The 15,550-nt window shown below is 68.7% G+C and carries 8 protein-coding genes and 1 riboswitch; of the genes, 2 read left to right on the top strand and 6 right to left on the bottom strand.

Annotated features, from left to right (window positions below; genetic code table 11):
• Positions 1–27: 27 nt before the first annotated feature.
• Positions 28–597, top strand: a complete 570-nt coding sequence (locus AC5Y2S_RS08945; protein ID WP_499955535.1) for a class I SAM-dependent methyltransferase — start codon at positions 28–30, stop codon at positions 595–597.
• 78 nt (positions 598–675) lie between these two features.
• Here the strand turns inward: AC5Y2S_RS08945 and AC5Y2S_RS08940 are convergent, their stop codons facing one another.
• The 6 genes from AC5Y2S_RS08940 to AC5Y2S_RS08915 all read right to left on the bottom strand — a co-directional run bounded on the left by AC5Y2S_RS08940 (position 676) and on the right by AC5Y2S_RS08915 (position 8,239).
• Positions 676–1,533: a hypothetical protein gene (locus tag AC5Y2S_RS08940; RefSeq protein ID WP_499955534.1), complete on the bottom strand. Its 858-nt coding sequence runs from the start codon at positions 1,531–1,533 to the stop codon at positions 676–678.
• Positions 1,534–1,659: 126 nt separating this feature from the next.
• The gene (gene ileS, locus AC5Y2S_RS08935; RefSeq protein WP_499955532.1) at positions 1,660–4,785 is read right to left on the bottom strand and encodes an isoleucine--tRNA ligase; all 3,126 of its coding nucleotides are present in this window, start codon (positions 4,783–4,785) and stop codon (positions 1,660–1,662) included.
• 297 nt (positions 4,786–5,082) lie between these two features.
• Positions 5,083–5,304, bottom strand: a complete 222-nt coding sequence (locus tag AC5Y2S_RS08930) for an Rv1535 family protein (RefSeq protein ID WP_499955530.1) — start codon at positions 5,302–5,304, stop codon at positions 5,083–5,085.
• Positions 5,305–5,594: 290 nt separating this feature from the next.
• Positions 5,595–5,764: riboswitch (M-box (ykoK) riboswitch) on the bottom strand.
• Positions 5,765–5,858: 94 nt separating this feature from the next.
• Positions 5,859–6,515, bottom strand: a complete 657-nt coding sequence (locus tag AC5Y2S_RS08925) for a TetR/AcrR family transcriptional regulator (protein WP_499955528.1) — start codon at positions 6,513–6,515, stop codon at positions 5,859–5,861.
• Positions 6,512–7,636: an NAD(P)H-dependent flavin oxidoreductase gene (locus AC5Y2S_RS08920; RefSeq protein WP_499902050.1), complete on the bottom strand. Its 1,125-nt coding sequence runs from the start codon at positions 7,634–7,636 to the stop codon at positions 6,512–6,514. The genes AC5Y2S_RS08925 and AC5Y2S_RS08920 overlap by 4 nt, the downstream gene beginning before the upstream one ends.
• 39 nt (positions 7,637–7,675) lie before the next feature.
• Positions 7,676–8,239, bottom strand: coding sequence for a carboxymuconolactone decarboxylase family protein (locus AC5Y2S_RS08915; RefSeq protein ID WP_499955703.1), 564 nt, complete (start codon positions 8,237–8,239; stop codon positions 7,676–7,678).
• Positions 8,240–9,238: 999 nt separating this feature from the next.
• On the opposite strand from AC5Y2S_RS08915, the gene pks2 reads away from it, so the two are divergent.
• Positions 9,239–15,520: a sulfolipid-1 biosynthesis phthioceranic/hydroxyphthioceranic acid synthase gene (gene pks2 / locus AC5Y2S_RS08910; protein ID WP_499955526.1), complete on the top strand. Its 6,282-nt coding sequence runs from the start codon at positions 9,239–9,241 to the stop codon at positions 15,518–15,520.
• The last annotated feature ends 30 nt before the right edge of the window (positions 15,521–15,550 follow it).

The raw sequence follows: 15,550 nt of genomic DNA, 5'->3' as shown, positions 1-15,550 counted from the left end.
AATGCTATTGGTCTACCGTCGTTGGGTATGGCAATGAACCTCGCGCACCGACGGATTTGCAGCTCGGATCGCTGGGCAAAGCAGGTGGAAGACGAGCTGCTCCCATGGGCTCTTGCCGATGTGGACCTTGGCGACAACACCCTCGAGATCGGGCCCGGTTACGGAGCGATTCTGCGAGTGCTGGTCGACAAGACGCCGAAACTGACCTCGGTGGAGATCGACACCCCGATGGCGCAGCGTCTGCAACGGCTCTACGGCGATCGCGCGCGCATCATCAACGGCGACGGCACCAATACCGGGTTGCCCGACAACGAGTTCAGCTCGGTGGTGTCGTTCACGATGCTGCATCACGTCCCGACCGCCGAGCTGCAGGACCGCCTGTTCGCCGAGGCGTTCCGGGTGCTTCGACCCGGCGGCGTCTTCGCCGGCAGCGACAGCGTGACCTCGCTGCGGTTCCGCCTCCTGCACTTCCGCGACACCTGCAACACGGTGTCGCCCGAAACCTTGCCGGATCGCCTGCGGGCAGCAGGTTTTCGCGATGTGGAGGTCGAGGTTCGCGGCGGACGGCAGCGCTGGCGGGCGGTCAAGGGCGCTTAGCCGCGAGAGTGCAACTGCCGACCGTCCCTCTCGGGAAACGTGTCGGCAGTTGCACTTTCGCGGTTTGGGCAGGCTGACTCACTTCTTGCCGGGGATCACCTGCGGGTGAAGCGGCTGCTGCTGGACCGGCTGCGGGTGCACGGGCTGCTGCTGAATCGGCAGCGGGTGGATCGGCTGCTGCTGGATCGGATGCTGCTGGCAGGCAAGGCACTCGATCGGTCCGTGGCCGCCGCCCTGCTGGCCGCCGCCCTGTTGCTGGCCACCGCCTTGCTGCTGGCCACCGCCCTGCTGCTGGCCGCCGCCACTCGGGTGGTCGCCATCATGGTCCGACGGCACGGGCACGGGAATCGGCACCGGGACCACCACCGGCGGGACGTTCACCGTCACGTTCGGCGGAGGCGGCGGGGTGCCGGGGTCGGCCGGCGCGGCGGGCGGCGTACCCGGGTCGGCGGGCGGCGCTGCGACGACCGGGGCGGGGGCGGTCCACACCGGCGCGCCCCCACCGCTGACCGGTCCACTCGGCAGTTGCGCGGCGTCGGGTGGCGTGGCGATGGACGGCGGCGCCGGCGCCACGGGCGGCGGCGCGACCGCGCTGGCCGACTGGGGTGTCACCGAACTGACGCTGGAGTTCGGAACGACGACGGCCGGCTTCTCTTGCTTCGAACTCGTCGAGTCGATGAGCATCATGCCGAGCCCGCCGACCACTCCGAGCCCGGCGATCACCGCCGCGGCCACCAGGACGGTCGTTGCCCGCGAGCGCGGCTGCTCGGTCACGGTGGTGGGCGGGAAGTCCTCGAAGTTTGCGGGTTCCGACAGGGATCCGTCTTCGATCGAGGGGTCACCCAACGGGCTCGACGCCCACGCCTCGGCAACCGTGAGGTCCTCGTGCGGGATGGCGGCGAAGGTAGCGGACTGGAAGTCTTCGATGGTGCTCATGGTCGGTTCCTTAACTGTGGTCGCGACCCCCGTTGGGCCGCCGTCACAGGTAGGAGCAGCAAGCCCCGCCACACCGGACACTTTTTTCGGAACTTTTTTTCGGAACCTCCGGCCGACCGGTCGCGGTCAGGCCTTACTGATGGCCACGCGCACGCCGTCGCCGATCTCCGAGCCGTCGGCGGGCTCGCCGAACTCGAAGCTGGTCGCGAGGATCTCCCCCGCGATCAAGTCGCGGTGCGTCCGCGCCCAGTCGGCGCGCTCGCCGGGCACCGACATCACGACGCTGATGCGGTCGGACACGTCCAGCCCGGTCGACTTGCGCAACTCCTGCAACTCGCGGATCCGGTCCTTCGCCCAGCCCTCGGCCTCCAGCTCCGGGGTCACAGTGCCGTCGAGCACGACCAGACCGGAGCCGTCGGGCAGCGCCGCCGTGTAATCCGGGTCGGCGGCCACCAGCCGGGCGCTGTACTCGTCGGGCTGCAGCACCGCCGGACCCGCGGTCAGGGTGCCATCGGGGTTGACGACGCCCTCGCCGGCCTTGACCGCCTTGATGGCGGCCTGCACGTCCTTGCCCAGCCGGGGCCCGGCGACCCGCGCGTTGACCGTCAGCTCGAACCGCCCGTACGTGTCGATCGCGTCGGTCAGTTCGACGCGCTTGACGTTGAGCTCGTCGGCGATCAGGTCCACAAACGGCTCGAGCCGCTGCGGGTTCTCCACGGCCACGGTCAGTTTCGGCAACGGCAGGCGCACCCGCAGCCTCTTGGCCTTGCGCAGCGACGACGCCGCCGAGCAGACTTCGCGGACCTGATCCATCGCGGCGACCAGGCCGGGATCCGCGGGCACCGCGTCCGCGTCCGGCCAATCGGTCAGGTGCACCGAACGCCCGAAGGTCAGGCCTCGCCAGATGATCTCGGTGACAGACGGGAGCAGCGGCGCGGCCAGGCGAGCGCTCACCTCCAGGACCGTGTGCAACGTGTCGATGGCGTCGGCGTCTTCCTCCCAGAACCGCGAACGCGACCGCCGCACATACCAATTCGTCAGCGCCTCGGTGAACTGGCGCAGCTGCTCGCAGGCGCCCGAGATGTCGCAGACGTCCATCGACTCGGTGAGGTCGTCGCGCAGCTCCGCCAGCTTGGCCAGGATGTAGCGGTCCAGCACTTTGGCCGAATCCGTCCGCCAATTACCGACTTTCGGCGCGTAGAGGGCCAGGAAGCTGTAGGCGTTCCACAACGGCAGCAGCACCTGGCGCACGCCTTCGCGGATGCCCTGCTCGGTGACGATCAGGTTGCCCCCGCGCAAGATCGGCGAGGCCATCAGGAACCACCGCATCGCATCCGAGCCGTCACGGTCGAACACCTCGGAAACGTCGGGGTAGTTGCGCAGCGACTTGCTCATCTTCTGGCCGTCGGAACCCAGCACAATCCCGTGCGCCACACAGGTTTTGAACGCGGGACGGTCGAACAGCGCGGTGGCCAGCACGTGCAGGGTGTAAAACCAGCCGCGCGTCTGCCCGATGTATTCGACGATGAAGTCGCCAGGATAGTGGCCGTCAAACCAGTCGCGGTTTTCGAATGGGTAGTGCACCTGCGCGTAGGGCATCGAGCCCGAGTCGAACCACACGTCGAGCACGTCGGGGATGCGCCGCATCTTGCTGCGACCCGTGGGGTCGTCGGGGTTGGGCCGGGTCAGCTCGTCGATATAGGGCCGGTGCAGGTTGGTGGGCCGCACCCCGAAGTCGCGTTCCAGCTCGTCGAGGCTGCCGTAGACGTCGATGCGGGGATAGGCCGGGTCGTCGGACTTCCACACCGGAATCGGGCTGCCCCAGTACCGATTTCGGGAGATCGACCAGTCGCGCGCGCCCTGCAGCCACTTGCCGAACTGGCCGTCCTTGACGTGTTCGGGGTACCAGGTGATCTGCTGGTTGAGCTCCACCATGCGGTCCCGGAAGTCGGTGACCGCGACGAACCACGATGACACCGCGCGATAGATCAGCGGGTTGCGGCAGCGCCAGCAGTGCGGGTAGGGATGTTCGTAGGTCTCGTGGCGGACCAACACCGCGCCGTTGGCCGCCACCGGACCGCTGCCGTTCTTCAGGTCGCGGATGATGTTCGGATTGGCGTCAAAGACGCGCTGCCCCCGGTAATCCGGGACCGTGGAGTCAAACCGGCCCTTGGAATCCACCGGAGTGGCCGGGGCTATGCCGGCCGCGTCGCAGACCGCCATGTCGTCCTCGCCGTAGGCGGGCGCCATGTGCACGATCCCGGTGCCGTCCTCGGTGGTCACAAAGTCACCACGAAGCACCTGGAACGCCTTGTCGGTGTCCATGAAGTAGGGGAACGGTGGAACATACCGCAGACCCAGCAGGTCCGCGCCCCGATACGTGCCCAGCACCTCGGGCTCTTCTCCCAGTTCGCGCGCGTAGCCGGCCAGCCGCGCCTCGGCCAGCACGAAACGGCGCTCCCCCACCCGCACCTGCACGTACGTCACGTCCGGGTTGACGGCCACCGCCAGGTTCGACGGCAGGGTCCACGGCGTCGTCGTCCACACCAGCAGGTAGGCCCCGTCGAGCTCGCCGCCCGTGACCTTGAAGCCCACCGTCAGAGCCGGATCCTGGCGGCTCTGGTAGACGTCGTCGTCCATCCGCAATTCGTGATTGGACAACGGGGTTTCGTCGCGCCAGCAGTACGGCAGCACCCGATACCCCTCGTACGCCAGGCCCTTGTCCCACAGCTGTTTGAACGCCCAGATCACCGACTCCATGTAGCTGGGATCCAGCGTCTTGTAGTCGTTGTCGAAGTCGACCCAGCGGGCCTGGCGCGTCACGTACGCCCGCCACTCGTCGGTGTAGCGCAGCACCGATTCTCGGCAGGCGTCGTTGAACGCGGCGATCCCCATGTCGTCGATCTGGGACTTGTCGTTGATGCCGAGCTGGCGTTCGACCTCGAGTTCGGCGGGTAGCCCATGGGTGTCCCAGCCGAACCGGCGCTCCACCTTGTAGCCGCGCATGGTGCGATACCGCGGCACGATGTCTTTGACGTAGCCGGTGAGCAGGTGACCGTAGTGGGGCAGCCCATTGGCGAACGGCGGCCCGTCGTAGAAGACGTACTCCGGGGCGCCGTCGCGGCGGGCGATGCTGGCCCGGAAGGTGTCGTCGCGGGCCCAGTAGTCGAGAACGTCGACTTCGAGCGCCGGGAAATCGGGCGCCCCGCCGGCCGGCTTCGGGTACGCCTTGACGTCCGCGTTCTCGGTCACGATGTGTGTCGTCTCCTGTGGCCTCGATACTCAGGCCGGGGACGACGACGCGCAAGGTGCGCGAGCGCCGCGGTACCACCCCGCTTGCCGCGCTCTCGCGCGACCGCTCGACGAGGGCTATGACGGGCCTACCCGTTCGGTTCTACTGAGCCTGTCGGCCGTTCTTCCGAAGGCTCCCCGGTGATCGCCGGATCGATGCCATTTGCTCGATTCTACTCAAACCCCGCACCCCAAGGGGCTACCTGGCCTCAGGACAGACCTGCGGCCGGGTAGCCCTTTGGAGCGAATAGAGCACCACTAGGCCCGGACTTCCAGCACACCCACACGCCACAGCGCCGCGTACACGTGACGCACGCCGATGGCCAGGAAGTGGGCGGCACCATCCACCAGCGGGTCGCTGATGACGATGGTCGTGCCCTTCTTGGGCGCGGTGGCGGGCGCGGGGGGCGGGGTCGTGTCGCGCACCACGGTCAGCTTGGGCGCGACGGTTACCACTTCGTCGTGCAGAACTGCGGTCATGATCGTCTCCTGACGGGAACCAAACGAGCGTTGATTGGACTGACGTGTCCCATCCCGTTGGGGTTCCGATCCGAGAACGCTTGGCCGGTAAGCCAATTAGCGTCGCGGCGACTCAGCCGAAAACGTCGCGCCTCAGGTCGGATCGGGACGGAACACAGCCCGGACTTCGACCCGGACTATCGCTGGAACTCATGCGTCCCTCACCTCCTCGACGGTCACGACGCGCGTTCGGTTTGCCCGCGCGATCCACGCGCACCAAAAGGAGTACAGAAACCGGCGAACGCCGGAGATCCGCACCCCTCTCGTCAGAGCTTTGGCACTACACGACGTGTCCGATTCCTCGGAAGCCACCTGGGCTCAACCCTTAAGCCGGGAGGAGCTGTCCTGACCCGGGGCGTCTTTGGACGTTCGGGGTCAGTGGCCTGTATTCGTGTAGACGCCTCACCTAACGAGGTGCATACGCGACCGATCATGCACGATCGCCACGACACGGTCAATGTGATCCGGTCGGTGTCGCCGAATCTTTATGCGGTCATTACGTGAACACACAGGCGTTAACAAGCTGCGGGCGCGCCGGACCCCGCCCCCCGCGGGCGCAGCCCGTCCAGCACCAGCGCCACCACGAAATCAGCCACCTGAGCTGCGGTGACGTCGTCGTCGGTGCTCAGCCGCCGTTGCGCCAGCTGGCCGACCAGCGCCGCCAGCGTGTACGCCACCATGCGCGGCGGGGCGCTCACCACCTCACCGCGCTCCTGGGCGGCCACGATGAAGCTTTCGATGTCGTCGATGAACCGCTCGTAGATCCCGCCGAGATGTTTTTCGAATCGCTCGCCCAGCGCGCACGGGTCGCGCAGCAGCAGCTTGACCGTCGCCTTGTCGGACTCGAAGAACTCCAGCGTCGCCCGCACCGCGACCCGAAGCGACTCCTCCTGCCCGACGCTGCGGACCGGAACCCCCAGCGCCGCAACGACGTGGGTGCGCAGCGCGCTCTCCTCGGCCGCCATCAACGCGTGGAACAACTCGTCCTTGGAGTCGAAGTACCAATAGACCGAGCCGTAGGCCAGGCCGGCCCGCTTGGCGATGTCGGCGATCGTCGTTGCGTGAAAACCCTTGCGCGCGAACACTTCCTTGGCGGCCGACATGATCTGCTCGCGCCGCTGTGACTTGTCCTCGTCGCTGACCGCGCGGCGCCGGCGGGCCGCGCTGGTCACGTATCGACCAGGCCGTCGAGCCGGCCGATGGTGTCGATGAACTCCTCGACCATGTCGAGCACCACCGAGCGGGCCGGGCGGACCCGGTCGAGCGAACCAACCACCTGGCCGACGAAGTACGTCGCCAGCTCGCGCGCCTTGGACTCCGGATTGGTGGCGGCCTGGTTGATGCGCACCTGCGAGCCGGTGACCAAGGCGGTCTGCAGCGGCATGCCGAGCGGATCGGGGGTGTCGGGCCGCGCCCACTCGTCGGTCCAGGCGGTGCGCAGCATCCGCGCCGGTTTGCCGGTCATCGATCGGGAGCGCACCGTGTCCGAGGAGCTGGCCGCCAGGAACTTCTCCTTGACCACGGGAACCGTCTCGGCCTCCTCGGTGGTCAACCACACCGAGCCGCACCACACCCCCTCGGCGCCCAGCGCCAGGGCGGCGGCGACCTGGCGGCCGCGCGCGATCCCGCCGGCCGCCAGAACGGGCACCGGTGCCACGGCATCCACCACCTCGGGCACCAGCACCATGGTCGCCACCTCGCCGGTGTGGCCGCCCGCCTCGGTGCCCTGCGCGACGATCAGGTCGACGCCCGCGGCCGCATGCCGCCGCGCGTGCTGCGTGGTGCCCGCGAGCGCGGCCACCACGACGTCGCGGTCGTGGGCGCGCTGGACGAGGTCGGCGGGCGGCGACCCGAGGGCGCTGGCAATCAGCCGGATGTCGTGCTCGAAGGCCACGTCGAGCAACGGCTCGTAGCCCTTGGGCGAGATGTTGAGGCCCCCGGACGACGCCCTGGGCGCCTCGGTGGGGGCCGCGACGCCGTAGCGGGACAGGATGTCCTCGACGAACGCGCGGTGCTCCTCGGGCAGCAGCTCGCGCGCCTGTTTGGCGTCGATGCCGCCCTGCTCGGCGCCGACGTACTTGGGCGGCAACAGCAGGTCGACGCCGTATGGCTTGCCGCCGGTCTGCTCCTCGATCCACGTCAGCTCGTTGTGCAGGCGCTCCGGACTGTGCGCGACGGCGCCGAGGATGCCGAGACCGCCCGCATTGGTCACCGCGGCGACGACGTCGCGGCAGTGGCTGAAGGCGCAGATCGGAAATTCAACGCCGAGCATCTCGGCGGCCCTGGTTCGCATTGCCCGACGCTAAGAGTTACTGACTGATAAGTCAATCGGTTAGGGGGACCGGCCGTCCGGCGGCCAGCTGGACACGCCCTCTTCCAACGGGACCTGGAGGCTGCGCAGGATCGACGAGACCATTCGCCACGCGCCGATGGCGGTGACGAGCTCTATGAGAACCACTGTGTCGCTTTGCAATTCACGCTCGCACGCGGCCCAGCTCTCGGCGCTTACCGCGCCGTTGCGCACCACGTCGTCGGTGGCCGCCAGCACCGCGCGCTCGGCGGGCCCGAAGCCCTCATATGCCCGCCAATCGCGCACGCCGATCAGGTCGCCGGCGCTCACGCCCAGCCCCGACGCGACCCGCCAGTGCTGTGTCCACTCGTAGTCGCACGCGGTGAGCCAGCCGATCCGCATGATCGCCAGCTCACGCAACCGCGGGTCCAGGCTGCCGTGCCAGAGCATGGTGGCGAGCAGGTCGTTGATGCCGCGCGCCAGCGGCGGATGGTTCAGCAGCACCTGGAAGATGCTGAGCTCCGCCATGTAGTCGGGCACCGCGGCCTCGTCGGCGGCGGCCTTGGCCACGTCAAGCGGCAGTCTGGGGACCCGGGCTTGCCCGATAGGTGGGGTCATGGTGTGAGCACTCCGTCCACTGGTGGACACCTCGCGTTCACCGGCAATGGTAGCCAGCGGCCACAGCCGTTGGACCGGGAGAATGACGGACGAAAAGCCCGGAGCCCCAACGCCGCAACGCCGGACGGCCCGATGAAAACGACGGTTCCGGCACGAGCGGTGCCGGGGGCCCGTGCGCGAATACCGTTGGCGCCCGGAGGGATACCGCGACGGCGACGGCGTCGGGCCGGCTCGTCCCGGTCGCGCCGCACGGCCGTCGCCAGCGAATGAATTCAAAGCCGCGGCCCGCCGTGATCGGCCCGTGATCGGTCCCACAGACGGCGCCCGCGCCGCTCCCCCGACACCACGGTTCGGCCTCGAACCGGGCACGGCAATCACGGCAAAGTATGAATCTCGACACAATTTCGGCAGGACTTAACTTGCAATCTTAAAGATTTCAGCGATTTTCCTGCGGAGTTTCGCAATGGCCCCTACCATGGCGTGATTACGCATCTTCGATGCAGCGCATCGGTGCGTCCAATTTGGTCTAGGGCCTCGGCCCCCGCGGGTCGGGTGGGTTCACGCTGTCCCGGACGCTCGGCGCCGACAACGCCCGTGGTCGGCGCCGGTTCGGGCAGGTAAACGCCGGAGACCTTGTCGGACAGCGTCTCTGGTAGCGATGCCGGTACGAGGCAATGGGGCGAATACCGTCCCAAAAGTATGCGTCTGGCCGGTTGGCCAAGCCGGGTGTCGACCGGCCTTGGCCAGGGCTTTGTTAAATTTTTGTACGTTCGCACGATTTTTCCACGCGTGAGAAGCGAAGCCGCTACGCTGCTGATCGCGCCATGTTGTTACGGGTGGGCTTCGATGCGGGGGTCGGTGGGTTTTTTTGCGTTGCGGCGGAGTTGCCAGCTCGCGCAAAAAAATTCGACGAGATTTCTCGAAGCTCTGATAAGAGCGAGCAGCAGTGATAGGAACTTGTGGATAGGCAAGGAGAGGTGAAGGACAGTGGATAAGGCAGGCGTGACTCCGGTCGCAGTCATCGGGATGGCTTGCCGGCTGCCCGGGGGCATCAACTCACCTGACCTCTTTTGGGAAGCGTTGCTCCGCGGCGACGACCTTGTCAAGGAAATTCCCGCCGAACGCTGGGACGTCGACTACTACTACGACCCCGAGCCGGGCGTGCCGGGCCGGTCGGTTTGCAAGTGGGGCTCCTTCCTGGACAACGTCGGCGACTTCGACCCCGAGTTCTTCGGCATCACCGAAAAAGAAGCCACCGCGATGGACCCCCAGCACCGCCTGCTGATGGAAACCGCGTGGGAGGCCATGGAACACGCCGGCCTCACCAAGGACACCATGGCCGCGGAAACGGGTGTTTTCGTCGGATTGAACTATGGCGACTACCAATTCGTCCACGCCGCCACCGACGCCTTTGACGGCCCGTACGGAAACCCCGGGACCATCTCCTGCATGGCGTCCGGGCGGATCGCCTACGCGCTCGGCCTGCACGGCCCCGCGGTCACGATCGACACCGCGTGCTCTTCCGGCCTCTTCGCGATCCACCAGGCCTGCCGCAGCCTCAACGACGGAGAGAGCAACCTCGCGTTCGCCGGTGGCGTGAACGTGATGCTGGAACCGCGCCGGTCCGCCTCCGCGTCGGCGGGGGGCATGCTGTCGGGCAGCGGGCACTGCTACGCGTTCGACGTCAAGGCCGACGGCTTCGTCTCCGGCGAGGGCTGCGTGGTGCTGCTGCTCAAGCGACTGACCGACGCGCAGCGCGACGGCGACCGGATCCTCGGTGTGATCCGCGCCACGGCCGCCAACCAGGACGGCCACACCATGAACATCGCGATGCCGTCCGGCGAGGCGCAGTCGGCGGTTTACCGTGCGGCGCTCGCGGCGGCGGGTGTGGACGCCGGCACCGTCGGCATGGTCGAGGCGCACGGCACGGGGACCCCCGTCGGCGACCCGATCGAATACGGCAGCCTCGCCGAGGTATACGGCATCGGCAACCCCTGCGTGCTCGGCGCCGCGAAGACGAACTTCGGGCACACCCAGGCGGCAGCGGGTGCGCTGGGGATGATGAAGGCGGTTCTCGCCGTCCAGCACGGTGTGGTCCCGAAGAACCTGCACTTCGAGAGCCTGCCCGACGAGATGGCCCGGATCGACACCGGATTGTTTGTGCCGCAAGAGATTACGCCGTGGCCGCTGAGCGGCGACCAGCCGCGGCGCGCGGCGGTGTCGGCGTACGGGATCTCCGGCACCAATGTGCACGCAATCGTCGAGGAGGCTCCCGAGCCCATTTCGCGCAACGGTGCGGCGACCCGCCCGGGCCGCGACGGCACCCTGCTGTTCCCGCTGTCGGCCACCTCGGACGACAGTCTGCGCGAAACCGCCGCCCGGCTGGCGGACTGGCTCGAGGCCCACGTCACCGAGGTGGCGGCGCCGGACCTGGCCTACACGCTCGCTCGCAAGCGCGGGCACCGTTCGGTGCGCACCACCGTGCTGGCCAGCGACACCCCGGAGCTGCTGACGGCCCTGCGTGACGTCGCCAACGGTGACGCCCTGTTCCAGGAGGTCGTCGGCCAGGAGGAGCGCGGCCCGGTCTGGGTGTTCTCCGGCCAGGGGTCGCAGTGGGCCACCATGGGCACCGATCTGCTGGTGAACGAGCCCGCGTTCGCGGCGGCCATCGCCGAGGTCGAGCCGCTGATCGCCCACGAGTCCGGGTTCTCCGTGACCGAGGCGCTGACCGCCCCCGAGAAGGTCACCGGCATCGACCGGGTGCAGCCGACGATCTTCGCGATGCAGGTCGCGCTGGCGGCCACGATGAAGGCCTACGGCGTCCGCCCCGGCGCGGTGATCGGCCACTCGATGGGCGAGTCCGCGGCGGCCGTCGTCGCCGGAGCGCTGTCGCTCGAGGACGGGGTGCGGGTCATCTGCCGCCGCTCGCGGCTGATGACCAAGATCGCCGGCTCGGGGGCGATGGCGTCCGTGGAACTTCCTGCCCAGCAAGTGCTTTCGGAGCTGATGGCTCGCGGCGTCAACGACGCCGTGGTGGCGGTCGTCGCGTCGCCGCAGTCCACCGTCATCGGCGGCGCGACCGATTCGGTCCGCGAGCTGGTGTCGGTCTGGGAGCAGCGCGAGGTGATGGCCCGTGAGGTGGCCGTCGACGTGGCGTCGCATTCGCCGCAGGTCGACCCGATCCTCGACGAGCTCTACGACGTGCTGGCCGAGATCGAGCCGCTGACCCCGGAGGTCCCGTACTACTCGGCCACCTCGTTCGACCCGCGCGAGGAGCCGTACTGCGACGCGAACTACTGGGTCGACAACCTGCGCCACACGGTGCGGTTTTCGGCCGCGGTGCAGGCGGCACTGGAAGACGGCTACCGCGTCTTCGGCGAGCTGTCGCCCCATCCGCTACTGACCCACGCGGTCGACCAGACCGCCCGCAGCCTCGACATGACCGTGGCCGCACTCGCGGCGATGCGGCGCGAACAGCCGCTTCCCCACGGCCTGCTTGGCTTGCTGGGTGACCTGTACGCCACCGGCGCCACGGTCGACTTCTCCGTGCTGTACCCGGGCGGGCACCTGGTGGACGCGCCGCTGCCCGCGTGGACCCACCGGTCGCTGCTGCTGAGCCGCGAGGGTCACAGCTCGCGCGCGCTGGCCTCCAGCGTCGCGGTGCACCCGCTGATGGGCCAGCACGTGCGCCTGCCCGAGGAGCCGGAGCGCCACGTGTGGCAGGCCGAAATCGGCACGGCGACGCTGCCCTGGCTGGCCGACCACCAGGTGCACGGCACGGCCACGCTGCCGGGTGCGGCCTACTGCGAGATGGCGCTGGCCGCGGCCCGCACCGTCTTCGGTGACGCATCCGAGGTTCACGACGTCCGCTTCGAGCAGATGCTGATGCTCGACGAGGAAACCCAGATCAGCCTCACCGCCACCGCGGAGACGCCCGGCACGCTCGTCTTCGCGGTGGAAACCAACGAGGACGGCGTGCAGGCACGTCGCGCGTCGGCCGTGTTGCACGACGTCGACGACGAAGACGTGCCGGCCGCCCAGGACATCGACGAGCTGCTGGAGACCCACCCGAGCCGGCTGGAGGGCAGCGACCTCCGCGACGCCATGGACCTGTGTGGTATCCAGTACGGCCCCGCCTTCACCGGCCTGGCCGGCGCGCACACCGCCGAGGGAACCGGCACCACCGTGCTCGCCGAGATCGGGCTGCCCAGCGTGATCCGGACGCAGCAGACGAACTACGGGGTGCACCCGGCGCTGCTGGACGCCTGCTTCCAGTCGGTCGCCGCGCACCCCAGCGTCGCGAACGCCAGCCTGGGCGGCCTGCTGTTGCCGCTCGGTGTTCGCCGGCTTCGGGTCCACGGCCCCGTCAGCACCGCGCGCTACTGCTACTCGCGGGTGACCGCGGCGAGCGGCGGAGCCGTCGAGGCCGACCTCGACGTGCTGGACAAGCACGGAACCGTGCTGCTGACCGTCCGCGGGCTGCAGATGGGCACCGGCGTCTCGCCCAGCGGCGAGCGGGCCAAGGTGATGGCCGAGCGCCTGCTGACCGTGGAATGGCAGCAACGCCAGTTGCCCGAGGCCGCCGCCGAGATCGGCGCGTGGCTGCTGATCAGCACCTCCGACGCCGCCGACCTGGTGGCGACGGCGCTCACCGACGCGATGAAGCTGCACGACGCGGAAGCCAAGACCCTGTCCTGGCCGCAGCAGGCCGACCACCAGGCGATCGCCGGGCTCCTGCGCGACGAGCTCGAAAAGGGTGAGTTCGCCGGCGTGGTCGTGGTCACCGAGCCGAAGAACGGCAACCCGGACGACGAAAGCGCCGTGCGTGGCGGCGATCTGGTGCACCACCTGGTGCGCATCGCCCGCGAGCTGCCGGAACTCCAGGGCGAGTCGCCCCGCTTGTTCGTCGTCACCCGCAACGCCCAAAAGGTGTTGTCGGAGGACGTTCCCAACCTCGACCAGGGCGGCCTGCGCGGCCTGCTGCGGGTGATCGGTGCCGAGCACCCGCACCTGCACACCACCCACATCGACGTCGATGAGCAGACCGGCGCCGAGCAGGTGGTGCGCCAGCTGCTGATGACGGGCCCCGGAGAGGACGAGACGGCCTGGCGCAACGACGAGTGGTACAGCGCGCGCCTGTGCCCCACCCCGCTGCGTCCCGAGGAGCGGCTGTCCACCGTCGTCGATCACCAGACCGCCGGGATGCGCATGCAGATCCGCACGCCGGGTGACCTGCAGACGATGGAGTTCGCCGCGTTCGACCGGGTTCCGCCGGGACCCGGTCAGATCGAGGTGGCGGTCACCGCGTCGAGCATCAACTTCGCCGATGTGCTGAACGCCTTCGGCCGCTACCAGAGCCTCGACAACATCCTGCCCCAGCTGGGCACGGATTTCGCGGGCGTGGTCACGGCCGTCGGACCCGACGTCACCAACCACAAGGTCGGTGACCACGTCGGCGGCATGTCCCCCAACGGCTGCTGGGCCACGTACGTCACCTGCGACGCGCGCCTGGCCACCACGCTGCCCGAGGGGCTGAGCGACGCGCAGGCGGCCGCGGTGACCACCGCGCACGCCACCGCCTGGTACGGCCTGAACGAACTGGCCCGCATCCAGGCCGGCGACAAGGTGCTGATCCACTCCGGCACCGGCGGCGTCGGGCAGGCGGCCATCGCCATCGCCCGCGCGGCGGGCGCCGAGATCTTCGCCACGGCCGGGAGCGAGCAACGCCGGCAGTTGTTGCGGGACATGGGAATCGAGCATGTCTACGACTCGCGCTCCGTCGAGTTCGCCGACGCGATCCGGCGCGACACCGACGGCTACGGCGTGGACATCGTGCTCAACTCGGTGACCGGCGCCGCGCAGCTGGCCGGGATCAAACTGCTCGCGCTCGGTGGGCGGTTCGTCGAGATCGGCAAGCGCGACATCTACGGGGACACCAAGCTGGGTCTCTTCCCGTTCCGTCGCAACCTGGCGTTCTGGGGCGTCGACCTCGGGCTGATGTCCGTGAGCCACCCCAGCCAGGTCAGTCAGGTCCTGAGCACCGTCTACCGGTTGACCGCCGAGGGCGCGTTGCCGATGCCCGAGAGCACGCACTACCCGCTCTCCGAGGCGGCCACGGCGATCCGCGTGATGAGCGCGGCCGAACACACCGGCAAGCTCATCCTCGACATCCCGCGGGTCGGTCGCAGCAGCGTGGTGCTGCCGCCGGAGCAGGCGCCGGTCTTCCGGCGCGACGGCTCCTACATCATCACCGGGGGCCTCGGTGGCCTCGGGCTGTTCCTGGCCGAGAAGATGGCCGCGGCCGGCGCCGGCCGGATCGTGCTCACCTCGCGGTCCGAGCCCTCGCAGAAGGCGCTTGAAACGATCGAGCTCGTCCGAGCGATAGGTTCTGACGTGATCGTGGAGTGCGGCGACATCGCCCAGGCAGACGTCGCAGCGCGATTGGTGGCCACGGCGACCGCCACCGGCCTGCCGTTGCGGGGCGTGCTGCACGCGGCCGCGGTGGTCGAGGACGCCACCCTGACCAACATCACCGACGAACTGATCGACCGCGACTGGGCGCCGAAGGTGTACGGCGCGTGGAACCTGCACGAGGCCACCGCATCCGCGGACCTGGACTGGTTCTGCTCGTTCTCGTCGGCAGCGGCGCTGCTGGGCTCGCCGGGCCAGGGCGCCTACGCCGCGGCCAATAGCTGGCTGGACGCCTTCACCCACTGGCGGCGCGCGCAGGGCCTGCCGGCCACGGCGATCGCCTGGGGTGCCTGGGGCGAGATCGGCCGCGGCGCGGACTTCGCCGAAGGCAGCGGCGCCGCGATCGCTCCCGATGAGGGCGCCTATGCGTTCGAGGCGCTGCTGCGCCACGACCGGGCGTACACGGGCTACAGCCCGCTCATCGGGACACCGTGGATCGCGTCCTTCGCGGAACGCAGCAAGTTCCTCGAGATGTTCAAGTCGGCCGGCGAAAAGCGTTCGGGCTCAAGCAAACTGCGCGCCGAGCTGTCCGACCTGCCGCTCGACGAGTGGCCCACCCGGTTGCGGCGCCTGCTCTCCGAGCAGATCGGGCTGATCCTGCGCCGCAACATCGACGTGGACCACCCGCTTGCCGAGTACGGCCTCGACTCGCTGGGCAACCTCGAGCTGCGCACCCACATCGAGGCCCAGACCGGCGTCCGCATCACCTCAGCCGACATCACCACCGTGCGGGGTCTGGCGGATCACCTGTTCGCGAAGCTGTCGCCGAAGGAGGAGACCGCTGCCGCACCCGCGTGAGATACGTACTACGTCAACGTCGACTGTTTT

It is taken from the genome of Mycobacterium sp. NGS69, assembly GCF_059812165.1.
This window is presented reverse-complemented; position numbering and strand designations above follow the sequence as displayed.